Origin of the sequence: Listeria sp. PSOL-1 (genome assembly GCF_902806445.1) — a bacterium.
GTDB lineage: Bacteria > Bacillota > Bacilli > Lactobacillales > Listeriaceae > Listeria.
Window position 1 is genome coordinate 949331 of the sequence record NZ_LR760298.1, and the last position, 23924, is coordinate 973254.

General features: G+C 36.5%; 22 protein-coding genes. 5 read left to right on the plus strand and 17 right to left on the minus strand.

Going from position 1 to position 23924, the window contains the following annotated elements; genetic code table 11:
- Positions 1-6: 6 nt before the first annotated feature.
- Positions 7-3072: an SbcC/MukB-like Walker B domain-containing protein gene (locus G6Q10_RS04630; protein WP_163653471.1), complete on the minus strand. Its 3066-nt coding sequence runs from the start codon at positions 3070-3072 to the stop codon at positions 7-9.
- A complete protein-coding gene (locus G6Q10_RS04635; protein ID WP_163653473.1) occupies positions 3069-4199 on the minus strand; it encodes an exonuclease SbcCD subunit D in 1131 nt (376 codons plus the stop codon). The genes G6Q10_RS04630 and G6Q10_RS04635 overlap by 4 nt, the downstream gene beginning before the upstream one ends.
- 91 nt (positions 4200-4290) lie before the next feature.
- On the opposite strand from G6Q10_RS04635, the gene G6Q10_RS04640 reads away from it, so the two are divergent.
- Positions 4291-4896: a lysophospholipid acyltransferase family protein gene (locus G6Q10_RS04640; RefSeq protein WP_163653475.1), complete on the plus strand. Its 606-nt coding sequence runs from the start codon at positions 4291-4293 to the stop codon at positions 4894-4896.
- A gap of 50 nt (positions 4897-4946) precedes the next feature.
- Here G6Q10_RS04640 and G6Q10_RS04645 read toward each other — a convergent pair whose 3' ends face one another.
- From G6Q10_RS04645 to G6Q10_RS04655, 3 genes are all read right to left on the minus strand, one after another.
- Positions 4947-5429, minus strand: a complete 483-nt coding sequence (locus G6Q10_RS04645) for a CcdC family protein (RefSeq protein ID WP_163653477.1) — start codon at positions 5427-5429, stop codon at positions 4947-4949.
- Between the two features lie 607 nt (positions 5430-6036).
- A complete protein-coding gene (locus tag G6Q10_RS04650) occupies positions 6037-6597 on the minus strand; it encodes a hypothetical protein (RefSeq protein ID WP_163653479.1) in 561 nt (186 codons plus the stop codon).
- Positions 6598-7155: 558 nt separating this feature from the next.
- Positions 7156-7392: a YneF family protein gene (locus tag G6Q10_RS04655; protein ID WP_163653482.1), complete on the minus strand. Its 237-nt coding sequence runs from the start codon at positions 7390-7392 to the stop codon at positions 7156-7158.
- Positions 7393-7653: 261 nt separating this feature from the next.
- Here G6Q10_RS04655 and G6Q10_RS04660 point away from each other — a divergent pair, with 261 nt between their 5' ends.
- Complete coding sequence (locus G6Q10_RS04660) at positions 7654-7749, plus strand: type I toxin-antitoxin system Fst family toxin (protein WP_163653485.1); 96 nt, start codon at positions 7654-7656, stop codon at positions 7747-7749.
- A gap of 924 nt (positions 7750-8673) precedes the next feature.
- On the opposite strand, the gene tkt is transcribed toward G6Q10_RS04660, so the two are convergent.
- The 4 genes from tkt to G6Q10_RS04680 all read right to left on the minus strand — a co-directional run bounded on the left by tkt (position 8674) and on the right by G6Q10_RS04680 (position 11930).
- The gene (gene tkt, locus G6Q10_RS04665; RefSeq protein ID WP_163653488.1) at positions 8674-10671 is read right to left on the minus strand and encodes a transketolase; all 1998 of its coding nucleotides are present in this window, start codon (positions 10669-10671) and stop codon (positions 8674-8676) included.
- Positions 10672-10772: 101 nt separating this feature from the next.
- On the minus strand, positions 10773-11000 hold the full coding sequence (locus G6Q10_RS04670; protein WP_163653490.1) for a DUF896 domain-containing protein: 228 nt from the start codon (positions 10998-11000) through the stop codon (positions 10773-10775).
- Positions 11001-11074: 74 nt separating this feature from the next.
- Positions 11075-11539 carry a large conductance mechanosensitive channel protein MscL gene (gene mscL, locus G6Q10_RS04675; RefSeq protein ID WP_163653492.1) on the minus strand — a complete coding sequence of 155 codons (465 nt, stop codon included), beginning with the start codon at positions 11537-11539 and terminating at the stop codon, positions 11075-11077.
- A 61-nt stretch (positions 11540-11600) separates the two neighbouring features.
- On the minus strand, positions 11601-11930 hold the full coding sequence (locus G6Q10_RS04680; RefSeq protein WP_163653494.1) for a cell division suppressor protein YneA: 330 nt from the start codon (positions 11928-11930) through the stop codon (positions 11601-11603).
- 157 nt (positions 11931-12087) lie between these two features.
- Between G6Q10_RS04680 and lexA the strand changes: the two genes are divergently transcribed.
- Both lexA and G6Q10_RS04690 read left to right on the plus strand, forming a co-directional pair.
- Complete coding sequence (gene lexA / locus G6Q10_RS04685; protein ID WP_163653496.1) at positions 12088-12702, plus strand: transcriptional repressor LexA; 615 nt, start codon at positions 12088-12090, stop codon at positions 12700-12702.
- A gap of 73 nt (positions 12703-12775) precedes the next feature.
- Positions 12776-13303 carry a GNAT family N-acetyltransferase gene (locus G6Q10_RS04690; RefSeq protein WP_163653497.1) on the plus strand — a complete coding sequence of 176 codons (528 nt, stop codon included), beginning with the start codon at positions 12776-12778 and terminating at the stop codon, positions 13301-13303.
- Positions 13304-13385: 82 nt separating this feature from the next.
- On the opposite strand, the gene glnA is transcribed toward G6Q10_RS04690, so the two are convergent.
- From glnA to G6Q10_RS04725, 7 genes are all read right to left on the minus strand, one after another.
- A complete protein-coding gene (glnA, locus tag G6Q10_RS04695; RefSeq protein WP_163653499.1) occupies positions 13386-14720 on the minus strand; it encodes a type I glutamate--ammonia ligase in 1335 nt (444 codons plus the stop codon).
- 51 nt (positions 14721-14771) lie between these two features.
- Positions 14772-15140 (minus strand): MerR family transcriptional regulator, encoded by a 369-nt coding sequence (locus G6Q10_RS04700; RefSeq protein WP_163653502.1) that lies wholly within the window; start codon positions 15138-15140, stop codon positions 14772-14774.
- 154 nt (positions 15141-15294) lie between these two features.
- Entirely contained in the window at positions 15295-16533 is a 1239-nt protein-coding gene (locus tag G6Q10_RS04705; RefSeq protein WP_163653504.1) for a methionine gamma-lyase family protein, read from the minus strand.
- On the minus strand, positions 16530-17750 hold the full coding sequence (gene hflX, locus G6Q10_RS04710) for a GTPase HflX (protein ID WP_163655741.1): 1221 nt from the start codon (positions 17748-17750) through the stop codon (positions 16530-16532). Before hflX ends, G6Q10_RS04705 begins: the two co-directional genes overlap by 4 nt.
- Positions 17751-17811: 61 nt before the next feature.
- On the minus strand, positions 17812-18039 hold the full coding sequence (gene hfq / locus G6Q10_RS04715) for an RNA chaperone Hfq (RefSeq protein WP_163653507.1): 228 nt from the start codon (positions 18037-18039) through the stop codon (positions 17812-17814).
- Between the two features lie 102 nt (positions 18040-18141).
- Entirely contained in the window at positions 18142-19074 is a 933-nt protein-coding gene (gene miaA / locus G6Q10_RS04720; protein WP_163653511.1) for a tRNA (adenosine(37)-N6)-dimethylallyltransferase MiaA, read from the minus strand.
- 377 nt (positions 19075-19451) lie between these two features.
- A complete protein-coding gene (locus G6Q10_RS04725) occupies positions 19452-21158 on the minus strand; it encodes a glycerol-3-phosphate dehydrogenase/oxidase (protein ID WP_163653514.1) in 1707 nt (568 codons plus the stop codon).
- A 388-nt stretch (positions 21159-21546) separates the two neighbouring features.
- Between G6Q10_RS04725 and G6Q10_RS04730 the strand changes: the two genes are divergently transcribed.
- Positions 21547-23409: an acyltransferase family protein gene (locus G6Q10_RS04730; RefSeq protein ID WP_163653517.1), complete on the plus strand. Its 1863-nt coding sequence runs from the start codon at positions 21547-21549 to the stop codon at positions 23407-23409.
- Between the two features lie 52 nt (positions 23410-23461).
- On the opposite strand, the gene G6Q10_RS04735 is transcribed toward G6Q10_RS04730, so the two are convergent.
- On the minus strand, positions 23462-23923 hold the full coding sequence (locus G6Q10_RS04735) for an S-ribosylhomocysteine lyase (RefSeq protein WP_163653520.1): 462 nt from the start codon (positions 23921-23923) through the stop codon (positions 23462-23464).
- Between the last annotated feature and the right edge of the window lies 1 nt (position 23924).

The following is a 23924-nucleotide window of genomic DNA, read 5'->3' on the forward strand; positions in this document are numbered from 1 at the left end:
TCTCTTTTAAATGACTGGTACGATAAAATGTGCTTTACTTCCATGATTTGTTGCCGTTACTTCTAAGCGTGAAGGGATTCTCTCTTTTAGTTCTGGGACATGTGAAATAATGCCAACAATTCGACCTTTTTCTTGTGTCTCTAGTAAACACTCGACTGCCATGTCAAGAGATTCGGGATCAAGCGTTCCAAATCCTTCATCGATAAACATCGTCTCAAGAGATATACCCCCTGCCATTTCTTGTACAACTTCAGCCAATGCTAAAGCAAGAGCAAGTGACGCTTTAAAACATTCTCCACCAGAAAGAGTCTTAACGTGTCGCAATAAACCTGTATATTCATCGTACACTTCAAGCTCCAATCCGCTTTGGGCATTTCCTCTCGCTTTTTCATCTTTTCGGTGTAGCCAAAAACGTCCATTTGTCATTTTTGCAAGCCTTGTATTGGCATGACGGACAATAGTATCTAAAAAAGTAGCAAGCACGTAACGTTCAAATGTAATCCTACGTTCATTTTTTCCTCTTGCTACATCAGCAAGAAGACCGATATCACGATATTTTTCTTCGGCTTCACTTCGTCTTTGATTTTTTTGCTGATAGTTTCGTTGCTGTCTTTCCGTTTCTTTGTGTTTGGTTTTTATTTCAGATAAAAGCTGTTCTTTTTGCAAGCGTATTTGCTTAATTGTTGCAAAATGAGCTTCTAGTTCCTCAATATTTGGTTTTTCTAGTGATTCTAGTTTCTTTTGTAAGCGGGCATGTTCATTTTCAGCAAGTATTTTTTTATGGGAATGACTTTCAATTCTTGCTTCAAACTCGGTTATTTCTGTATCGGTTAGAAGACTTTGCTTAAAGTCATCATATTCGTTAAATCCGGCTTGTGATAAGGCTGTTTGAAAATTTTTTTCTTCAAGTGATAATTTATTTTCAAATTGAATCATTTGCTCATATTGTTGTTTTTCATTTGCTTTTAATGCCGCTTGTTTTTCTTTGGCAAGGTTAATTTTTTTTATTAATTGCTGCTCTTTTTCTGTATATAATTTTAATGAATGCACAATTCTTTGTTTAGTTTTGATAAACATTGCTAAATCGCGCAATTGTGCTGGAATATTCTCTTCTAAGACAAGTTGTTTTGTTTTTATTTTTGTATGTTCTTCTTTACTTTTATTTCGTTCAGCTAAAGCTTCTTTTTGCGCTTTTTCAATGACTACGACTTCTTCTTTTATTTGAGCAAGCGCTTGTTGTCGCTTCTTTTTAGCGATTATTTGTTTTTCAAATTCTTTTTTTTGACTTACATAGTGTTTTAAAGTTTGTTCGTTTTGTTTCAAGTTTTCCTGAAGCGTTTCAAGCGATTGTTCTTTCAAATCAGCTAGTCCATCAATTTGCCAAGTGACTTTATCAATTTCTTTTGTTTGTGCCTCCACATCAAGTTGTAAAGCTGCGTATTTTTCGTTAATTTCTTTCTCATGAGCTGCTGAATATAGCGTATGTTTCACGGCTGGATGAGGGTGCTCTAAACCTCCGCAAACCGGACAAGCCTCTCCATGAACTAAATGTTTAGAAAGAAGATAAGCTTGTTCTTCTAAAAAAGCTTGCTCAATCACTTTTTTTTGTTCAGCTACCTTGCTTAGCTTTTTCATTTGTTGACTGTGATTTTCGATAAGATGACGTTTTTTTTGCTCAAGTTGATTTAAAGTCATTTTTTGTTCAAGTTGTTTTTTTACCTCTGTTATTGTACGTAACGTTTCATCATGTTGCATTTTGTTTGTTAATTGCTTGGATTCAAGATTTTCAAATGCAGCAAGTGCTTGTTCATTTTTTGTTTGCTCGCTAATCAAATGATGGTATTCGTTTTCTTGTAAAGAAAAATTATTTTCCTTTTGAATCATCGCTTTTTGGGCTTCTTCTTCCTGCTGGTTGATTTTCGCTAAGGCATGAATATTACTTTCCATTTCTTCAAATTGAAACAAATTCCGGCGCCACTTCTCTGCTGTTTCAGCCAACTTTTCATGATCGCTTTGTTCTTGCTCAAGCTCAGATAACATCTTTTTCTCTTGTTCAAGCTTCATTTGACTTGTTGTGTACTGCGTTTTGCTTGTCGCAAATTCTTGCGTCAATTTTTTACATAAATCATCTAATGGCCGAATCTTTTCGGCACGTTTTTGCCTAGTTAATCTATGTTGTAAACTTGTTATCAGCTCTGCTTCTTTTTTTAGTTCAGCAAGTTGCATGTTGACTTGCTTGAACTCTTCAAAATCAGCAAGTTGCTGAGTGGCTATTGCTAATTGCTGAATAGCTAGTTCAGCTTCTTTTTGGATATGAGTAAGCTCTTGATCTGCTTTTTCTTCCAGCTCAATAAGTTGTGCGATCTTCTCAGTAAACAGCTTTTCGATTTTAGCATCGGTTAAACCTTCTTCATCAGCAAAACTTTCTAGAAGTAGCTGGTTGATTTCCGCACGTAATTCTTTAACTTCTATTTCTGCTTGTTTTTGCTTCTCAAATAGTTTTTCTTCGATATTTTTATAGTAAACCGTATGAGCTAAGCGTTGTAAAATGACTTCTTTTTCCTTACTTTCAGATACAAGCAGCTCCCGAAATTCACCTTGAGGAATCATCAGTATTTGCCGAAATTGGTGAACATTAAGCTGAATGATTTCTTCCATTTTTATGTTGACATCTCGTACAGAACTTGCAAGCAAAATTTCTTTATCATCTTGCAGTTCATAAAGTACAGCTTTTTGGGGGAGTGTTGTTGTTCCGCTTCCCCGTTTTTTAGCTATTTCTTGCTGCGGTGTGCGCTTAATGTAATATTTTTTTTGGCGCAAAAGAAAAGTTAATTCTATTTGTGTCATTTCGCTAGCTTCTGCAAAGTGACTACGCATTGAAAAACCTTCTCGATCAAATGTATTACTTCTACCAAAAATAGCGTAACTAATCGCGTCAAAAATGGTCGATTTTCCTGCGCCTGTTTTGCCAGAAATAACAAAAATCCGCTCGTTTCCTAATTCTTCAAAATTAATGGTTTCTCTTCCAGCATAAGCGCCAAAAGCAGTCATCGTTAGTTTAAGCGGCCTCATATATCTTTAGCCTCCCTATTTACTTCATTTAGGATTAGCTGCATCTTTTCTTTCTGTTCCTCTGTCAAAACTTGCCCGCTTGCGTATTCAAAAAACTGCGCAAAAAGTGGTATGTCTTCTTTTTTCAACACTTCGGTGAATGTCTCGGGCTTCCCCTCTGAAAGTATTGCTGTCGTTCTTTCTAAATGTAAAATATTTGGATAAAATTGACGCAATTTTCCCATTGGATCAACAAGTGCCCCTTGATCTGTTAAATTGACTTGCAAATAATCGTTTGGATTTTCAGCAATTTCTGTTGTCAACTCTTCAAGCGTCCCTTCAATTATCCGTAAATCACGTTTTGGTTTTAATGGAATTTCTCTTACCTTTTTTAATTTTACACCTGAAAATTCAACAATTCGAACGCTCTTTCTATCATTGACCTCTGAAAATGAATATTTAAGTGGTGATCCACTATAAAAAATCGTCGGATGGTTGATGGCGTGAGGATGGTGCAAATGCCCAAGCGCCGTGTAAGTAAAATCTGCTAGACAATCTGTTGAAATACGATCTACATGACCAATTGAAAGCTGCCGTTCAGAATCACTTGGAATTCCTCCGCTAATAAAAGCATGACCAACGAAAATCTGACATTTTGCGGGATTCCATTTCTGTTTAATTTGTTGAACAATCTTTTGCATGGCATTTTCGTAGCTATGAATCGTTTTGTCTCCCGTTAAATCGCGTAAAACGGCTGGTTCATGAAAAGGAATAAGCCAAATTTCGCTATCCATAAATGGAATAGGATTGATTTCAGCGGTTAACTTTCCAGCCATATAAAATTGATGATTTTCATACCATGCTGATCCAAAAGAAAGTCGGTCAGCACTATCATGGTTACCACTAATGGCAAAAATTGGCAACTGCTTTTTCACATTCCACTGAAATAAAATATCATTTAATAAATTAACCGCTTCTACTTGCGGAATTGCTCGATCGTATAAATCGCCGGCAAGAATAATCCCATCGATCTGTTCTTTTTCGATAATCGCCGTTATTTGCTCTAAAATATAGCGTTGATCAGGAAGCATCGACACACTATTTACTATTTTTCCCAAATGCAAATCCGCTGTATGTAAAAGTTTCATGATATCCTCTTTTCTGTGCATATTTTTTGATGCAAATTTGCTCTTTTTTAAGTATACTATAAATAGTTACAAAAATTAGGGAGTGAAAAAGTTGTTTTACAAATTTGCCAAAACAGTCGTTCATGTTATTTTAGCCATTATTGGTGGACGATTTCAAGTACAAAATAAAAATAAAATCCCAAAAGCTCCTTTTGTTGTTGTTTCGCCACATACAACTTGGATTGAAATTATTTATCTAGGCTTTGCCCTTTATCCAACATCGATTCATTACATGGCGAAACAAGAATTATTTAAAGGACGTTTCTTAAACTGGTTAATGACTCATCTCAATGCCTTTCCAGTAAACCGTGAAAAACCTGGTCCAAGCTCACTTAAAGCGCCGATTAGACTTTTAAAAAACGGAAAAGTAGTAGGTATTTTCCCAAGTGGTACACGCAACCAAAGCAATATCCAATTAAAGCGTGGAGCCGTAACCGTTGCCTATAAAGCAGGTGTGCCCCTGCTACCCGCTGTTTATGACGGTCCAAAAACAATAAAAGAGTTACTCAAACGCAAAAAAATTATCATTCGTTTTGGTGACCTAATTCATTTAAATGAATCATCTCGCGAGCAAAAAGATATTTTAGAAGAAAAATCAACTGAATTATTAGCTACTTTTGACACACTGCGTCAAGAGATCAAAACCATGAAAAAATAAAGAGCCATTTTGAAAAATAGTCTTGTTGCTATTTTTCAAGTGGCCCTTTTTTATTCAGCCGAAGCGCTTGGTTCTTCCAAATTCCTTGTCGCAGCTTGGTACTGAAAATACATCGCAATGCGCCACGGAACAATCATTGCAAACGCCATAATCCAAAACATACCAGAGAGCTCACCTAACTCAACACTTCCACTAATCCAGTATTTTAAAAGCAAGCGAATAAACAAAAGCAGCATTAGCAGAATTGGAAAAGCTTTTGTCCGCTTAATAAAAATAAGTTTATCTTTCATTTCAAATTTCGTCGTCCAAATTAAAATAAGCGAAAAAATGAGCCCCATAAAAACGGCTTCAATAATATCAATCATTGTTACACGAAAATATGGCACAATAAACATGAAAGCCCCTGTTGACATCATGACAGGTGGAATCAAAATCCCCTTGACACTCGCAGGCCGTTTTGAAGCTTTCATCCGAATAACAATAATCATCGAACCAAAAATCAATGTAATCGCAGTAGATAACAAAAGCGACATTTTCTTTCCCCCTTACGTACTACATGTTGTTATTATAGTTCAAATTTTAACGAAAGAGAAACGCTTTGCTTTAAAAATGACAATCGTTAGCTTAAAAGAAGGATTTATTAAAAAACCAACAATCCTTTAACAAAAAAATCGCGAACTACTTCGCTGATCATTTGCTGGGAAGGAGCACAAGAAAGTGAGAGGAAAACAACAAAGGGCAAGCACGATATTACAGTAGCCATTCATCCGCAAAATCATGTATAACCAAAGAGTATTTAGAAGAACTTAAAAAATGAATCACAGAAAGAGAACAAGCGATGGCTGATGGTGATGAAAAAATAAAAAACCAGCATGAACGGAGGATACATACTGGTAAGTTAGTGTGTGATCTTTGATTAAGGGACAAACGGTTATACTATGTTAAAGTACGTGTTCTTAATGTTGTCATCATTTATTTTTTCTGCTACTAAAAATTGAGATTAGCGCTACAATAATTAAAGTGACATTCCATATATAATTAAAGATTTGATATTGGTTATAAATCCCAATAATACTAATAATCGTTATTAAAACAATTATTACCATCAATGTAATTTGCAATTTACTTAATTTCATTGTTTTATTGTTTTCCTTTACTTACTAATTTTAGTCCCTTAAATTTAAGCCAAATACCGCCCTTCATGTACGACCATGACATCGAAGAAACGGTACTCACAACGATAATAGCAAGTTGAAAGCCTAGACCTCCTGTAATTGCAGTTAGAAACATCGCAGCAGCTATACTCCCGCCACAAATCGCACTAGCAGTAGTTGCACTTAAATAAAAAGTTGTATAACCATTCTTTCTAACAACCTTTGTCACATCAGCTTTTCTTTGTATCACAGCTTTTTTCAATTCCACTGGTATTTGGATATTCTGTGATTGCATTAACCTAACTAGCTTTGAATCTGTTATTGTTACATTTCCTTCTGAATCATAAGTACCCATTTGCTTTGCTTGATTTTGAAGTTGTTCTATATTTATGCTATTTAGTATTTCAGTTGCTTCACTTTCTAACTTAGGACTAACAATACTTTCATTTTCAGAAGCATATGCAGAAATTGGCGAGGCTATTGGTGCAAAGACTAATGAAGCAACCATGATTGGTGCTGCAATTTTTAAAACTTTTCTTGTTTTCACTTGAAGCCCTTCTTTCTTAAAAAAAGTTACACCATAAGTATACTAAATTGTATTCTAAAATAGCAAGCGCTTTCCTAAAAATGAATACATTAAGAAAGAGACCAATCATAGTAGGTCTTCTCGTTAAACGATCTTTTTGGTAAGGTTTATATTTCGAATGTTTTATTGTCACCACTTGAGCGCATAAATACACCTTTAAGTAAAAGCAATAAGGACTTTTTTGGCTAAGAAGCGGTCATTTAGAAAGATGCGAAATGCAAAATAAAACGCACGGATAGAAAAGTTACTTGGCTATTTATGAGCTTAGTAACCTTTTATATCGTGCGTTTTAACGCCTTTTCTTCAACCACTGATATTTCTCTTTTATACGAGAAATATGAAGTAAAGTAATTTAGTTCATGCTGGCGATTTTTACCTTTTTTGATATCGTAATCGACCAAAAATATTTATAATGGTTCGTTCCTTTGTATAAGATTTAACTAAAATAATCTAATTTGAGATAATGCAACTCTTTTTTAAGATGCTAAAAAGCGATGAAATCCCTCATTATACAAAGAATTATTTTTTCTTTTTCTTGGTTTCTTTCTCTTGTTGCTTACTCATTGCACTCATCATTTGGTTGATTTTCTTTTGCGAAGGCTTCATACCCATTTGAGCCATCATCATTTGAAGCATTTGCTCATTAATTGGCGGGTTGTTTTTCAAATAGCTCATTAGATAGCGTCTCGCAATGAAAAAACCGCCTGCAAGCCCTACAAGTAAGCAAATCAGACCGACAAGAATGTAAATCCACATAGTTTCTTTCTCCTCCTTGAACGAATATACCTCTTTCATTGTACTTGATTTGCTTTGAACAAACAACATTTTTTTACTCCTACCTTAGGCTGAAAAGGAAAAACTGTGTGGAAATACCATTTTGTGGTTTTGAAATAAAAATAATTTTTATTTCATTTTCTGAAAAGAACTAGTATGTGTGATAGGACCATTTTCATTTGTTATTGATATAAAAATAGTGCAATTCAATTGGCAATTGCCACGAGAGCGGGATGAACCTAGATGTATGAATTTTTCACGTTAGTTATCGCGCCTATCCTAGTAGGTATAATACTTAGACTATTTTCTTTTTGGCTAGAGAAGAGAGAAGGCAATTAAGCAAGTTGTTTCCAGCCCACATGTTCAGCAAAATTCGGGCATAAAGAAAACCCATCCTATTCCCAGTAGGATGGGTTTTTGTGCTTTTGAATCTCTGATTATCAATTTTTCGTTTGTACTATTATTATAGCAACTATGAGTACAATTGTAAACTTAGATATATGTTCAAAAATCTTAGAGATTTATTGAATCTCTGGTATTGCTAAGTAAAAAGTAAGATAGCAAAAATGATTCCGAGAAACGGCAAAACAAATGATAAGATTAAGAAACAAATAATTTGAGTATAACTAACTTTTAAAACACTCTCATTTTTATTCATTATTAATGCTCCTTCCAAGCGTTTGTATAACTAAGATTACCGAATCTATTTCCAGCAACAGATACCGCTTCAATACCTGCTTGTGTTGATAATCCTTTTATAGGGCCGACTCTGAAACTATACTTAGCACGAGCATAAGCTTGTTTGTCGTGAGAAATATACTGTGTTCGATTCTTTAGAGATAATTGTACTATAGGATTGTGATTATAGACAACAGAAGATTGAGAACTATTGACTTTACTTATTAAGCCACCACTTAAACTCTCCTTTTTAATTATAATGATTTACGCTTTCATCATAGCATAAAACCGGATACAAAAACGAAAAATATAATAAATGAGCCGTTTTTTGTCATAAACGTTAAATATATAAATGTAAGTTTTATATATTTAGTTATTGATTTATATTAAAAAGTTAATTAAATTTGTTAAATTCAATCTCTCGACCGTCTCATAACTTTTCAAAAACAATGCGTATATTTGGGTTTACGTATATTGAAGAAACTGTGCGGAAATACCATTTTATTATAAATTAAAAAAGACTGTAAACAAAGTTTTTTATTTACTTTGTCTACAGTCTGACACATTATAATATGTGTTTTTACACTATAGTAGTGATTTTACAATAGAAACCACATTTTCTACTGTAAATCCGTAATTTTCAATAATTGTGTCACCAGGAGCAGACGCACCAAATTTATCAATGCCAATAATTTTTCCGTCTGTACCAACATAACGTTCCCATCCGAAGCTTGCAGCCATTTCGATAGCCACCCGTTTTTTAACTGCGCTTGGAAGCACACTTTCTTTGTATTCATCACTTTGTTTAGCAAAAAGGTCAAATGACGGCATACTAACAACAGAAGCAGAAATGCCACTTTCTTTTAATTTAGATTGTGCTTTTACTGCTAAGTTGACTTCTGATCCACTAGCTAAAAGAAGAAGATCAGGTGTCTCTTTATCTGCAGGAGAAAGAACATAAGCGCCTTTACTTACACCTTCATCTGCAAGTTTAGCAGAATTTGGAAGTGTTGGTAGCCCTTGCCGTGTTAAAACTAAAGCATGAGGCAGGTCTGTTGATTGAATCGCTAACTTCCAAGCTGCAACCACTTCATTTCCATCAGCAGGGCGAATCACAGAAAGTCCAGGCATTGCCCTAAGAGAAGCTAATTGCTCTACCGGTTCATGTGTTGGTCCATCTTCTCCAACAGCAATACTGTCATGCGTAAGCACGTACGTAACTGGTAAATGCTGAATCGCAGCAAGACGAATGGAAGGTCTCATGTAATCAGAAAAGACGAAGAATGTACCACCATATACTTTTAGCCCGCCATGAAGAGCCATTCCGTTAAGAGCTGCTCCCATAGCAAATTCTCGAACGCCAAACCAGATATTACGTTCTTTTTTTGCATCTTTTGTAAACTGTTTATCTGATTTAATTGTCGTGTTATTAGAACCAGCAAGGTCAGCTGAGCCTCCAAACAATGTTGGAACTTGTTCAGCTAGGGCATTAATCACTTCACCACTGGAAGCTCGCGTAGCAAGGGAATCATCTGCACCATATACTGGTAGTTTTTTATCCCAATTCGCAGGAAGTTGATTCTTTATGCTCTCTTCAAGTTGCTTTCCTAATTTAGGGAATTTTTCTTTATATTTTGTGAACAGTTGGTTCCATTCTTGTTCTCGTTTTGCTCCACGATCGGCTACTCTTTCCTTAAAGCGATCATAAACCTTTTGTGGAACATAAAAAGGTTCTTTGTATTCCCAACCATAAACTTCTTTTGCTACTTTCACACCTTCTTCGCCTAAAGGTGCTCCGTGAACTTTACTTGTACCAGCATTTGGTGAACCAAAACCAATGACCGTTTTAACCTCAATCATGGTCGGTTGTGTTGTATTTTGTTTGGCTTTTTCAATCGCAGCTAAAATTTCTGCTGTATCATTGCCATCTTTGACTAATAAATGTTCCCATCCATAGCTTTCAAAACGGCCTTTAACGTTTTCAGAAAATGATTTATTAAGATCTCCATCAAGAGAAATATCATTTGAATCATAGAGTAAAACTAGCTTACCTAGCTTTTCATGACCAGCTAAAGATGCAGCCTCAGATGCGACGCCTTCCATTAAGTCTCCATCACCACATAAAACATATGTATAGTGATCAACAATCGCAAAATCTTCTTGATTATAAAGCCCTTCTAAATGACGTTCAGCCATTGCCATACCAACAGCCATTGCAATTCCTTGGCCAAGAGGCCCTGTTGTTACGTCAACACCATCTGTATGTAAATATTCCGGATGCCCTGGTGTTAAACTATTCCACTGCCGAAAATTCTTAATGTCATCTAAACTCAGTTTAAACCCACTTAAATGTAATAAACTATAAAGCAACATTGAACCATGACCAGCTGATAATATAAACCGATCACGATTAAACCACTTAGAATGGGCAGGATTCGTGTTTAAAACACGTGACCAAAGTGCATAAGCCATTGGAGCAGCTCCCATAGGTAAACCAGGATGACCAGAATTTGCTTTTTGCACCGCGTCAATTGATAGAGTTCTGATCGTATTAATAGCTAATTGATCCATTTTATCGAACAAAAAAAACATCCTCTCTTTTAAAAATATTAGATATACTTATCTTAATCTTAAAATAGAAAAAATACTACTAAAAAGCTTGAAATATAAGTGTTTCTATTCATTTAATGTTTTTTATTTCGCATTTTTTTAATCTTATGAGGCGTAACATCCTGGCCATGCGGATCAACGATGGTTGTGTTTTGAAGTGTTGACTCCATGTGATTTCTGAAGGATGCTATATATTCTTTTCTAAGCTTTTCTTGCTCTATTTTTTCTTCCGCTGTTAATGTACCTGCTTTTTTCTTTCTTGATAGCTCATTGATTCTTTCTATTTTTGCTTTTTCCAACATAAAAAATCACCCTTATCCATATAATAAAATAAGAAAGCACCGATGGATACTTTCTTACCGAATACCAAGTTTGACTAGCTTTCAATCGTTACTTCTTCTGCTGGTAGATCTGATGTACAATTGGGACACTTTGTTGCCGCTTCGGGTATACCAGATTGACAGTATGGACAAGTTTTTGTCGCTGGTGCTTTTGGTTCAAGAGCCATGATATATTTTGTGACTAATTTGACCAATATAAATACTGCAAAAGCAATGATGACAAAGCTGATTAAATTATTCAAAAACATACCATAATTAATGGTCGGAGCCCCAGCTGATTGAGCGGCCTTTAAAGATGAGTAGCTCTTCCCATTAAGGCTGACAAATAAGTTGCTAAAATCCACATTCCCAATAAGTAGACCAAGTGGGGGCATAAGAATATCATTGACTAATGAATTAACAATCGAAGTAAAAGCCGAACCAATAACGATCCCTATAGCCATTCCAAGTGCATTTCCTTTTGCAATAAATGCTTTAAATTCACTAAATAATGATTTCATTTACTTCATCCCTTTCATGAATCATTTTAACGAATTTCAGAAAGAAAATAAAGTCAGAAGGTTACTTGTTTGCTAATTGAATGGTTGATTTATTTTGTTGTATATTACTTCTCACAGGAATAACGAGGTCTTCTCCTTCTCTAACTTGGCCATCAATAAGGTTATTTTCTTGTTCTACCCATTTAACAAAAGCTACTTTATCCATATTGGTTTGTTCTGCATAATTTTCAGCAATTTGCCATACAGACTCCCCATTTGCCACTGCTATTTTTGTATAATCCGTACCATTATTTGAAATATTTAACAGTAAAACAACTAATCCCATCGCTAAACAACCTACTGTAAAAATTATTGTTGCATAATATTTATTCCACATTGTTTTAAGCACCATTTTCATCCCTCCAAAAGAATATACGTTCGCTTTTTATTAGTATAGAACGTTTGTTCCTAAATGTCAATAAAAAAATCGAACCTTTGTTTGCATATGCAGAAAACATTTGCTATACTTGAAACAGGTTATACTGAATTAAAAATAACGGGGTGAAAGCATGAAATTATCCAAACGCCAACAAAATATTTATGATTTTATAAAATCCGAAGTTAAAACAAAAGGCTATCCGCCATCCGTCCGTGAAATTGGTGAAGCGGTAGGACTTGCATCGAGCTCAACCGTCCATGGTCATCTTGCTCGTCTAGAGGGAAAAGGCTTAATTCGCCGCAATCCGACCAAACCTCGTGCCATTGAAATTTTGGCTTTAGAAGAGGAAGCACCTACACCACCTGTTGTAAACATCCCAATCATCGGGAAAGTCACAGCTGGGATGCCAATTACAGCTGTTGAAAATATTGATGAATATTTTCCATTACCAGAATACATGGCAGCTGGTGAATCAGATATTTTTATGCTGGAAATTGCCGGTGAAAGCATGATTAATGCTGGAATCCTTGATGGTGATAAAGTCATTGTCCGCAAGCAATCAAATGCAAATAACGGCGATATTGTTGTTGCGATGACAGACGAAAACGAAGCCACCTGCAAACGTTTCTTTAAAGAAAAAGATCATTTTCGGCTACAGCCGGAAAATGATACAATGGAGCCCATTATTTTAAGTCAAGTCTCTATTTTAGGCAAAGTCATCGGTTTGTTCCGTGACGTTTATTAATGAAAACAAATAAGTGGGTAGCTTCTTTCGCTGAAGAAGCTACCCACTTATTTGTAGAAAGGTAAACTCAAAAATGATTTATTTTGAAACTAAGCGTCTTCTGGCAACAAGCTATACTGAAGCTGATTTACCGCATTTTTCAGCGATGAATAGCGATAAAGAGATCATGCGCTATTTCCCAAACACGTTAACTCATGCGGAAAGCCTTGCACAAATTTGTGCAATCCAAAAAGAAATCGATACAGTTGGTTATGGTCTTTTTGCTATCCGTATGAAAGAAAACGACCAATTCATTGGCTTTACTGGTTTACATCAGATAACCTTTCAAATGGACTTCACGCCTGCAACAGAAATTAGTTGGCGGCTTGCTCGCTCACATTGGAATCAAGGCTTAGCAACCGAAGCAGCACTCGCAGTTATTCAGTTTGCTAAAACAAAAACTGATTTAAAAGAACTTTATAGCTTGACTGCTAAACTAAACAAATCTTCCATACGTGTTATGGAAAAAGTTGGTTTAAGCTATGAAAAAACTTTTTTTCATCCGCAAGTTGATCCCATATCTTCTTTGCAAGAACACGTTTTATATCACATTCAGCTATAGAGTATCATGCATAAGCCCTTTGATTTACGAGTTATCATCAAAACTCGTAAACCAAAGGGCTTATCGTTATTTATAGCACAAATTAATAAATTTCTAAATACTGCTCTCGCTCCCATGGATGGACAGCTGTTCTAAACATATCACATTCAATCGTTTTTGCCTCAACAAAGTGTTCAAAAAGGTGATCGCCAAGCGCCTCACACACAATATCATCTTTTTCCAGTTCAGTAAGTGCGCAACTCAGATTCTCAGGTAGATCATAAATCCCATTTTCATGGCGTTCCTCTTCATTCATACCATAAATATTACGATCTACTGGTGTCGGTGGTGTTAGCTTATTTTTAATCCCATCGAGACCTGATTTAAGAAGAACAGCCATCGCGAGATATGGATTGGCCGTGGGATCAACGCTCCTTAACTCAAGGCGTGTACTTAATCCACGGGAACTAGGAACACGAATAAGCGGGCTACGATTTTTACCGCTCCAAGCTATGTAACAAGGTGCTTCATAACCAGGTACCAAGCGCTTATAAGAATTAATGGTTGGATTTGTAATCGCCGTATAACCCTTTGCATGTTTGATCATTCCAGCTAAAAATTGATAAGCTGTTGTACTAAGTTCAAGTTTGCCTTTTTTATCAAAAAAAGCATTTCCTTTTTCATCAAATAAAGACATATTAAAGTGCATACCAGAACCATTGACTCCAAATAAAGGTTTTGGCATAAACGTAGCATGCAAACCGTGTTTACGAGCGATCGTTTTTACTACGAGCTTAAATGTTTGGATATGGTCACAAGCGGTTACGGCATCTGCATATTTAAAATCAATTTCATGCTGACCTGGAGCTACCTCATGATGGGAAGCCTCAATTTCAAAGCCCATTTCCTCTAGCTCAAGCACGATATCACGACGACAATTTTCTCCTAAATCTGTTGGTGCTAAATCAAAGTAGCCACCTGAATCATTTAATTCAAGCGTTGGCTTACGATTTTCATCCAATTTAAAGAGGAAAAATTCTGGCTCAGGTCCTAAATTAAAATCAGTAAAACCAAGCTCTCGCATCTCTGCTAAAACCTGTTTCAAATTCATTCTTGGATCGCCAAGGAATGGTGTCATATCAGGATTGTAAATGTCACAAATCATACGTGCAACTTTTCCTTTTTCGGCAGTCCATGGGAAAACAACCCATGTGTTTAAATCAGGAAACAAGTACATATCTGATTCCTCAATACGCACAAAACCTTCAATGGATGAACCATCAAACATGATTTTGTTATCCAAGGCTTTTTTTAACTGACTAATTGGAATTTCAACATTTTTGATAACACCTAAAATGTCCGTAAATTGCAGTCGAATAAATTTAACATTTTGTTTTTCTGCAAAGTGAAAAATATCTTCTTTCGTATAATTTGCCATAATAAAACCCTCCTAAAATTAATTTTTATATTAACTTAAAAAAGTAAATATCTAAAGTTTAGGTAACTGTTGCTTTCCTGTCTGATCACGTCTGATGAAACGGCCAGCTTGCTGCATTTCTGCACGCAAGATTTTTCGAACATCTTCATCAGTTAACAAAGATTTTTGTTCTTTTTCTTTTAGCTGATACATTTTTTTAATCCCGGCAATATTCAGCCCATCATCTAGATAGTCTTTTATTTCAAGTAATGTGTCAATATCTTGCAAAGAATAGTGGCGATGATTTCCCTTGTTTCGAGTGGGATGAATTAAACCTTGGTCTTCGTAATAGCGTATTTGTCTAGCCGTCAAATCGGTTAGCTTCATTACGGGCCCTATTGGAAAAAGAGGCATATTCCGCCGAATTTCCTTCTCACTCATAGCATTTTTCCCCCATATGTTTTGATAATACTTGCATTTTAATATATGTAAGAAGTTTTGTCAAATTTATGTTACATTATCTAACATAAAACAATTTCACCATCTTTTTAGTAAAAAACAACTAAAAAAGATGGTGATAAAGACTCGCTCCATTTTAAGGTAAAAGTTTTTTTTCAATCAATCTGCAAACAGCTTGTGTAATGGCTATTTTAACATGTTCATACGTTAAACCACCTTGGACATACAGTTCGTAAGGTGGACGGATAGGGCCATCTGCTGTTAATTCTAAGCTAGCGCCCTGAATGAACGTCCCTGCTGCCATAATCACATCATCGGCGTACCCTGGCATGTAAGCACCTACTGGCAAAACATGGGCATTTACAGGAGATGCTGCTTGAATTTCTTGAGCAAAGGCGACCATTTTTTTCTCATCCTCAAAAGTAATACTTTGAATTAAATCTGTGCGCTGATCACTCCATGCCGGCGTGCTTACGATCCCAAATTCTGAAAGTAAAGCTGCTGTAAAACGTGCTCCTTTAACAGCTTGAGCCGTTACATGTGGCGCCAAAAAGAAACCTTGATACATCTCAAGTAGACTATAAAGTGAGGCCCCGGCTTCCATACCAATTCCAGGCGTTATTAAACGGTAACCACAAAGCTTGATCAACTCATGGGTTCCTGCAATATATCCTCCAATTTTAGCCAAGCCACCACCTGGATTTTTAATAAGTGAACCAGCCATAATATCTGCACCCACATCAGTTGGCTCTTTTTCCTCTACAAATTCACCGTAACAATTATCTACAAATACAATCACATGAGGATTGATTTTTTTGACAAAACAAACCATTTCTTCAATCTGTTCAACTGTAAAAGATTTGCGGCTAGCGTACCCTTTTGAACGTTGGATTCCAATCATTTTTGTTTTTTGTGTCATTTTTTCACTTACACGTTCAAAATCAACTTCATTATTTTTTAAAGGAACAGATTGGTAACCAATATTAAATTCTTTAAGCGAGCCATGCCCATCTCCACGTATTCCAACAATCGCTTCAAGCGTATCATAAGGAGCGCCCGTGATATAAAGAAGCTCATCTCCTGGGCGCAAAACACCAAATAAAACCGTACTAATGGCGTGCGTTCCAGAAATTAATTGTGGCCTAACAAGCGCATGTTCTGTGTGAAAAACATCAGCATAGACACGCTCTAATGTATCACGGCCCTCATCATCATATCCATATCCTGTTGAAGGGTTAAAATGAAAATCACTTACTTTATTTTTATTAAAACTCTTAAGTACCTTTGCTTGGTTTTTTTCAGCGATGAGATCTGTTTCTTGATTTAGCTTAGCGATTTTTTGCTCAACGCGTGCTCGCTTTTCTGCTATGTTCATTCTAATTTGTCCTTTCCTGAGTAAAAGCCACGAAGGTGATAGCTTTCAGTTGTTTCATCAAACGATAACTCATCTATTAAAGTTTCCGCTTTATATTTTGCTAAAGTTTTGCCCTCTGTTGCCTTTATTTCTACATAATAAGGTTTCCAGACTTTACGAACTTGATTTTCCATCATTTGTTTTAAATATTTCGGCGCCGCCTCGCTAACAGCAGAAATTTCTTCAAAATAGGGTTGATCTGGTGTAAAACTCGCGGTTTTCTTATCTATTTTATTATAAATTGTCACACAAGGAATATGGCCCATTTCTAGTTCAGCTAAAATGGCATAGACCGTTTTTTCATGACTAACATAATCAGGATTAGAACTATCCACAATGTGAAGCAGGCAATCTGCTTCACGGCTTTCTTCAAGCGTCGATTTAAAAGCCTCAATCAAAGTGGTTGGTAAATCTTGAATGAAACCTACTGTATCCGTTAAAAGCACCTCTAAACCACCGTCTAGCTTCACCTTGCGTGTTGTTGGATCAAGTGTCGCAAACAACTGATTTTCTTGTAAAACTGCGGCTAATGATAGGCGGTTAAATATGGTTGACTTGCCAGCATTGGTATACCCAATTAAAGCAAAGCGAAATGGTTTCTGTTCTACTCTTCTTTTAAGTAAACGACTGCGATGATTTTCTAGTTCAATAAGTTGTTTTTTTATTTCATTCATATTACGTCTTAAAAAACGTCGATCAAGCTCTAGCTTACTTTCACCTGGACCTCTTGTACCAATACCGCCACCAAGCCTTGAAAGTGTAACGCCCTGGCCTGCTAAACGTGGAAGAAGATATTTAGCTTGGGCATAGCTAACTTGAAGTTTTCCCGCACGACTTTTAGCACGCATCGCAAAAATATCTAAAATAAGTTGCGTCCGATCGATGATTTTAACACCAAGCGTCTGATCTAGGTTTCGAATTTGCGTAGCACTTAATTCGCCATTAAAAATGACGGTATCTGCCTCTTCCATTTCAACAAGTGTCGCCAGTTCTTCTAGTTTACCTGATCCAATAAAACTGGCACGATTGACTCGTTCAATTTTTTGCGTTAATGTTTGGACGACCACTCCATGAGCGGTATCGACTAATCGTCTCAACTCAAGCATTGAATATTGAAATTGTGATTCTTCTGTTTTTGGTAAAATCACGCCAACTAAAATAACACGCTCTTTTTCCATCATAAAATCCCTTCATACACAAAAAAAGCAGGATCAATGCCTGCCCTTCTTGGATCGTTTCTTATTCTTGATTTAAAGCTACATTTTTTTGCGGCGAAAATGTTGAAATCGCATGTTTAAAAACAAGCTGCTGCTTTCCTTCGACATCAAGCAACACAGTAAAACTATCAAAGCTAACGACACGTCCACGCAATTGAAAACCATTTGTCAAAAAAACGGTTGTTGGATTTTTCTCTTTTCTAAGTTGGTTTAAATATTGATCTTGTAAAGCTTGCCCACCTTGTTTCATCTAACTTCTCTCCCATCTCTCTTTATCATCTTACTCCCAGTTAGAGTAGTGAAAAACTATATAAGCACTATGCTCTCTAACTCTTACCCCGATTTTGGATGACTAAAACCGTAAACGGTCATCCAGCTGTAAAAATTCTTTTATAACCTGCTTTGCTGTTTGTAAAGTTTCTGGTTGCTCTGCTTCAATCCAAGTTACATCCATTCGATTTCGGAACCAAGTTAATTGTCTTTTAGCAAAATGACGCGAATTTTTCTTCATTTGTTCAGTCGCTTCTTCAAGGGTTAACTTACCTTCAAAATAAAGAAACAATTCTTTATAACCGATGCCACGAGTTGCCGGTGCATTTAGAAGCTGCATATGAAATAGTTTTTCCGCTTCTGCTAATAGTCCTAGTTCTAACATCATGTCAACACGCTGATTAATCCGAGCGTACAACTTTTCACGTGGCAAATTTAAACCAATAAAACAAGGCGTAAATTGCTCTCCTAGCGTCAAGTGCGTTTGATAAGCGCTAAATGGTTGCTTTGTCTGCTGGATAACGCCAAGGGCTCGAATCACTCTGCGCTTATTGTTTGGATGGATCACTTTAGAACTTGCAGGGTCAAGCCGTTTAAGTTCAAGCCAAAGCTCTTCTTCTGAGCGCGCTTCCAGTTTTTTTCGATAAGCTGGATCCTCTTTTACACCGCCAAAAGCGTAATCATAAAAGACAGATTGAATATAAAGGCCTGTCCCACCAACAATCATTGGTAGATAACCGCGTTCTGCAATGTCATGAATAAGCTTTACTGCATCGCTTTTAAATTTTGCTGCTGTGTAGGCATCTTTAGGATCTAAAATATCAATTAAATGGTGAGGCACTTGTTGCATTTCTTCTGTAGTGATTTTAGCAGTACCAATATCAAGGCCACGGTATACTTGCATTGAATCCCCACTAATAACTTCAGCATGAAACGTTTTGGCAAGAAGCACACTTAAAGCAGTTTTCCCGACCGCTGTTGGGCCGAGAAGGACGACAACAGGAATTTTATTCAAAAAAAACCCTCCTTTTCGTCTACTACTAATTTATCATGAAAGTGACAGAATGAAAATAGAAATTTATTAAAAACAATTTGATCACACGTCTAAAAGCATTTCCCATCCTGCTAACATGGCAAAAACACTAGATCATGACTACGGAATGAAAAAAATAAAAAGAGCTTTTTTTGATATACGTAAAATAAATCGATGGCAAGTGGTCGCAATTCGCATGAAAGAAGTTTACCAAACTCCCGGCTCTCGCGTACAATCGTACGCTCTATTTCCGGCTTCTGGCAAACTTCTTTAATACAAACGCCTTCGCTTGATTGTCATGTTCAAAAATGTAAAAACTACGCTCTATATAGCTGAATCATGTGATATTCCATAATCTTTTAATTCGCTTCTTTTTCATTCTCAGAAAATGGCTTACGATCATGCCAATCGGCTGGTTCACGTGCATCATCAATTTGTGTTTGTAATTCTTGTTCTAGCTTTGCTTTCGTTTCTTCATCCCACTGGAATAGATTATTCATTTCTTCCAAAACAGCGTCCTTCCACTGTAGTAGATATGGCATGTCGAACAATAAATAGCCTGTTCGACGCAATAAGAAATCAACTGGATGAATGGTTGACTCATAATAAATCGAGTAGTGGAGCTCGGCGTACAAACGATTTGGTAATTGACTATTCCCTTTTTCCTTATGTTCTTGTGCATACGTAAAGAGTTGATCAATATTTGTGCCAAAACGTTTTGCTAGCTCGCGACCTTCTTCAATTGTCCAACCAAAACGATGATTTCCTTCCTTCGCTTTTTTATCAATAAATGAATCTAAATGTTTAGAACCTCCAATGTCTCCACCAGAAATCGGTAAATGTTTGGTTTGCACTGGTTTATATTTTTTACCGGTTTCCTTGCTTAAACTTTTCACAACTTTATCAAGTAATTTTTCAGCCATTCTACGGTATCCTGTTAATTTTCCTCCAGCCATTGTAATTAGATTACTCTCAGAAATCCATACTTCATCTTTTCGTGAAATTTCTGATGGGTCTTTTCCTTCTTCATAAATAAGGGGACGGACGCCAGCCCAGCTTGACTCAATATCTTTTTCTGTAATTTTAATATCTGGAAACATATAATTAATGGCTTTAATAACATAATTGTGATCGGATTCAAGTGCTTTTGGATTAATTGGATCTTCATCATAGAAGGTATCTGTCGTCCCAACATAAACTTTTTTACCACGCGGGATTGCAAAAACCATGCGACCATCTTCTGTGTCAAAATAAACAGCTTGCTCCATGGGGAATCTTTTTTTATCAATGACTAAATGGACGCCTTTTGTAAGCCGTAAATGCTTATTTCCAGCTGTGTTATCTAGTTTCCGCACTTTATCTACCCAAGGTCCCGCTGCATTGACGACTCTTCTACCTTTAATATCATAAGCTTTACCCGTAATGAGGTCTGTTACAGTAACGCCGCTTACTTTTTTACTATCATATAAGAAGTTTTCTGCCCTTGTATAATTAATCGCTTGGGCACCAAGTTCAACGGCTTTTTTCATGACTTCAATGGTGAGCCTAGCATCATCTGTTTTGTACTCAACATAGTAACCTGAACCTTTTAACCCGGCTTTTTTAATGAAAGGATTTTTAGCAAGCGTTTGTTTTGGATTTAAAATTTGACGTCGTTCACTTTTTTTAACACCTGCTAAATGATCGTATAAATTGATACCAAAACTAGCTGTCCTTTTACCCATGCTACCGCCTTTATGAAATGGCAACATCATCCTTTCAGGTGTTGTAACATGTGGTCCATTTTCATAAACGATCGCACGCTCTCTCCCTAATTCTGCTACTTCTTTTATTTCAAATTGCTGTAAATAGCGAAGTCCGCCATGAACTAGCTTTGTTGAACGACTAGAAGTTCCGCTTGCGAAATCATTCATTTCAACTAAAGCCACAGATAGCCCTCTTGAAATGGCATCAAGTGCAACACCTGCTCCTGTAATTCCACCTCCAACAACAACCATGTCGTATGTATTGTCTTCTAGTTTTTTAGCAATTGTTTCTCGATCAAATGCTGAAAATAATTGTACCATGTTAAATTTGCCCCCTCCAAATTGGACTATTGTCATCCTCTTCTTTGCTACTTTTCCACTAAATTAAGGCGGTTAAACACTTTCGCCATTTTGTAGGATATAAAACAAAAAAGAGACTACAAATGAAGCGATACCTGTTCGCTTTTGTAGTCTCTCCGAATCTTAGACAATCATCCTTTATTAACTTAACCTTATTATAGCGCTTTCTAGTAAAAAAAAGAAAGCCATTTGCTCAGAGAATCTTCTTCAAATATGACGATAGTCTCAAATTGTTTTTCTAGCTAAAAAAGCTGGCTCTCTCGCGTTACAACACAGGTGTTATATGGTATTATGATTGAGAGAGAAATTTAATCTTTTATAAACAAACATAGATTTAGGAGATGTTATTTTGAAACGAACAGCTCGTTATAATAGAAAATATGTACCGAGTATCGATGGACTCCGTGCATTAGCTGTACTTGCCGTTATCTTTTACCATTTAAATTTTTCCTGGGCAAAAGGTGGATTTATTGGTGTTGATATCTTTTTTGTACTCTCAGGTTATTTAATCACAAATCTTTTACTCACAGAGTGGGATAATAAAAATAAATTGGATTTAAAGCGATTTTGGCTACACCGCTTTAGGCGATTAATTCCAGCTGTCTACGTCATGATTGTTGTTGTTGTCATTTTTGCGGTCATCTTTAATCGGAGTTTGCTTACAACATTACGCGGCGATGCTATTGCTTCATTTTTTTATATGAGCAATTGGTGGTTTATTTTTCATAATGTTTCCTACTTTGACTCATTTGGGATCCCATCAGCACTAAAGAATTTATGGTCACTTGCAATTGAAGAACAGTTTTATCTTATTTGGCCGCTTTTTTTATATGGTTTCATGCGCTGGATCAGAAGGCCAAAGTTACTTTTACGCGTAATTGTTGGCATTGCGTTATTTTCAGCACTGCTGATGGCCATTCTTTACCAGCCTGGTACAGATCCTAGTCGCGTTTATTACGGTACAGATACAAGAATGTTTGATCTACTTACTGGTTGCGCCCTCGCTTTTGTTTGGCCATTTACACGTCTAAGTCCACATATCCCTTTAAAAAGTAAAGTTGTTTTGAATAGCGCTGGAACGCTCAGTATCGTCTTGTTTATTCTTTTTGTTATCAACTTAAATGAATATCAGACCATGTTATATCGAGGTGGTTTGCTTGTTGTTGCGCTACTAGGTGCTATCATGATTGCTACGATCGTTCATCCTTCTTGTTATTTGGGCCGTGTTTTTAGTTTACGTCCACTGCGCTGGATTGGGACACGCTCTTATGGTATTTACTTATGGCATTATCCAATTATCACACTGACTACCCCAGTTACCTCCATTGGCCAACCAACTATTTTACGCGCGCTCATCCAAGTAGCCGCTACATTTATCATCGCAGAGCTCTCTTATCGTTTTATTGAAATGCCAATTCGAAAAAAAGGATTCATTGCCTATATTAAAGGGTTTACACATAGAAAGTTCCCAGTGATTAACGAAAAACCGATTGGTAAATGGGCTGCTATTGTTTCGCTCGTTTTAGTTTTTGGCATTTTTTCAGTAGGGATAAGTGGCATTCTTTCTGTTAAAACAAATGCCGAGCGTACAGTAACTGAAGTTAAAACAAAAAGCGAACCAAAGAAAAAACAAAAGCAAAATGAAGAAGCAAAAAAACCAGAGCCCAAAAAAGCCGAAGAGAAAAAGCCACCAGAAAAAAAAGAACCAGAAGAACCGGAACAACCAAAACCGGTTACTGGTAAAATTAACTACACGCAAACATTTGCTATTGGTGATTCCATCATGATTGATATCGAGCCATTTTTAAAAGAAGCCATTCCTAATATAACCATCGATGGAAAAGTTGGTCGACAGCTTGCCGATGCGATTAATGTTGCAACTGGCTATAAAAAATTTAATACAAAAGGTAGTGCTGTCATCATCGAACTAGGTACAAATGGCCCATTTTCAGAAAAACAATTGACAACACTTCTCGACCAATTTGACCAAGCTGATATCTACCTCGTCAATACAAGAGTTCCACGGGGCTGGGAATCTGAAGTCAACGCTTCAATTAGAAACCAAGCATCAAGAAACAATGTAACGCTTGTTGACTGGTATTCACTAGCAAGCAAACACTCTAGTTATTTTTCTCGCGATGGCGTTCACTTAACCAAAACGGGATCACAAGCATATGTTAATTTATTATCAGGTGCCATGAAGCAAAAATGAATAGTGGGCCGGTTCTTTGACGAAAGAACTGACCCACTATTTTTAGATTTTACTAAAAGACATCTTTCCATTCCGCTTTTTTTGCTAAAAATTCGCGAGCAAGTTCTTGTGCACCCTCCAAGCTATGGCTTGCAGCAAAACCGCACTGAACTTCATTACAAGCAGGGACTTCAGTTGCTTCCAAAATATCTGTTAGGGTTGCTTCAAGAATCGCTAGAACATCTTCATAGTCCTCATGATTAATAAGTGAGAGATAAAATCCTGTTTGACACCCCATCGGACTGATATCAACAATTTTTTCCGAGTGATTCCTAGAAAGCTCGGCCATTAAGTGCTCAAGTGAATGGAGTGCTGGCATATCCATATACTCTTGATTTGGCTGTTTGAAACGGACATCATATTTATAAATTTCATCACCATGGACCCCTGCTTTTTTTCCAGCTAAGCGAACATATGGGGCGTTTACTTTTGTATGATCAAGGTTGAAACTTTCTACATTCATCTTCTCAGACATT

Coding starts and splice junctions, on each gene's coding strand:
- G6Q10_RS04725 (WP_163653514.1), bottom strand. CDS start 21,158: ATGGTACAATTATTTTCAGCATTTGATCGAGAAACAATTGCTAAAAAA.
- hfq (WP_163653507.1), bottom strand. CDS start 18,039: ATGAAACAAGGTGGGCAAGCTTTACAAGATCAATATTTAAACCAACTT.
- G6Q10_RS04630 (WP_163653471.1), bottom strand. CDS start 3,072: ATGAGGCCGCTTAAACTAACGATGACTGCTTTTGGCGCTTATGCTGGA.
- G6Q10_RS04645 (WP_163653477.1), bottom strand. CDS start 5,429: ATGTCGCTTTTGTTATCTACTGCGATTACATTGATTTTTGGTTCGATG.
- G6Q10_RS04735 (WP_163653520.1), bottom strand. CDS start 23,923: ATGTCTGAGAAGATGAATGTAGAAAGTTTCAACCTTGATCATACAAAA.
- G6Q10_RS04700 (WP_163653502.1), bottom strand. CDS start 15,140: ATGAGTGAGAAGGAAATTCGGCGGAATATGCCTCTTTTTCCAATAGGG.
- G6Q10_RS04635 (WP_163653473.1), bottom strand. CDS start 4,199: ATGAAACTTTTACATACAGCGGATTTGCATTTGGGAAAAATAGTAAAT.
- G6Q10_RS04655 (WP_163653482.1), bottom strand. CDS start 7,392: ATGTGGATTTACATTCTTGTCGGTCTGATTTGCTTACTTGTAGGGCTT.
- G6Q10_RS04670 (WP_163653490.1), bottom strand. CDS start 11,000: ATGTTGGAAAAAGCAAAAATAGAAAGAATCAATGAGCTATCAAGAAAG.
- mscL (WP_163653492.1), bottom strand. CDS start 11,539: ATGAAATCATTATTTAGTGAATTTAAAGCATTTATTGCAAAAGGAAAT.
- G6Q10_RS04690 (WP_163653497.1), top strand. CDS start 12,776: ATGATTTATTTTGAAACTAAGCGTCTTCTGGCAACAAGCTATACTGAA.
- lexA (WP_163653496.1), top strand. CDS start 12,088: ATGAAATTATCCAAACGCCAACAAAATATTTATGATTTTATAAAATCC.
- hflX (WP_163655741.1), bottom strand. CDS start 17,750: ATGGAAAAAGAGCGTGTTATTTTAGTTGGCGTGATTTTACCAAAAACA.
- G6Q10_RS04705 (WP_163653504.1), bottom strand. CDS start 16,533: ATGAACATAGCAGAAAAGCGAGCACGCGTTGAGCAAAAAATCGCTAAG.
- glnA (WP_163653499.1), bottom strand. CDS start 14,720: ATGGCAAATTATACGAAAGAAGATATTTTTCACTTTGCAGAAAAACAA.
- G6Q10_RS04680 (WP_163653494.1), bottom strand. CDS start 11,930: ATGGTGCTTAAAACAATGTGGAATAAATATTATGCAACAATAATTTTT.
- G6Q10_RS04660 (WP_163653485.1), top strand. CDS start 7,654: ATGTATGAATTTTTCACGTTAGTTATCGCGCCTATCCTAGTAGGTATA.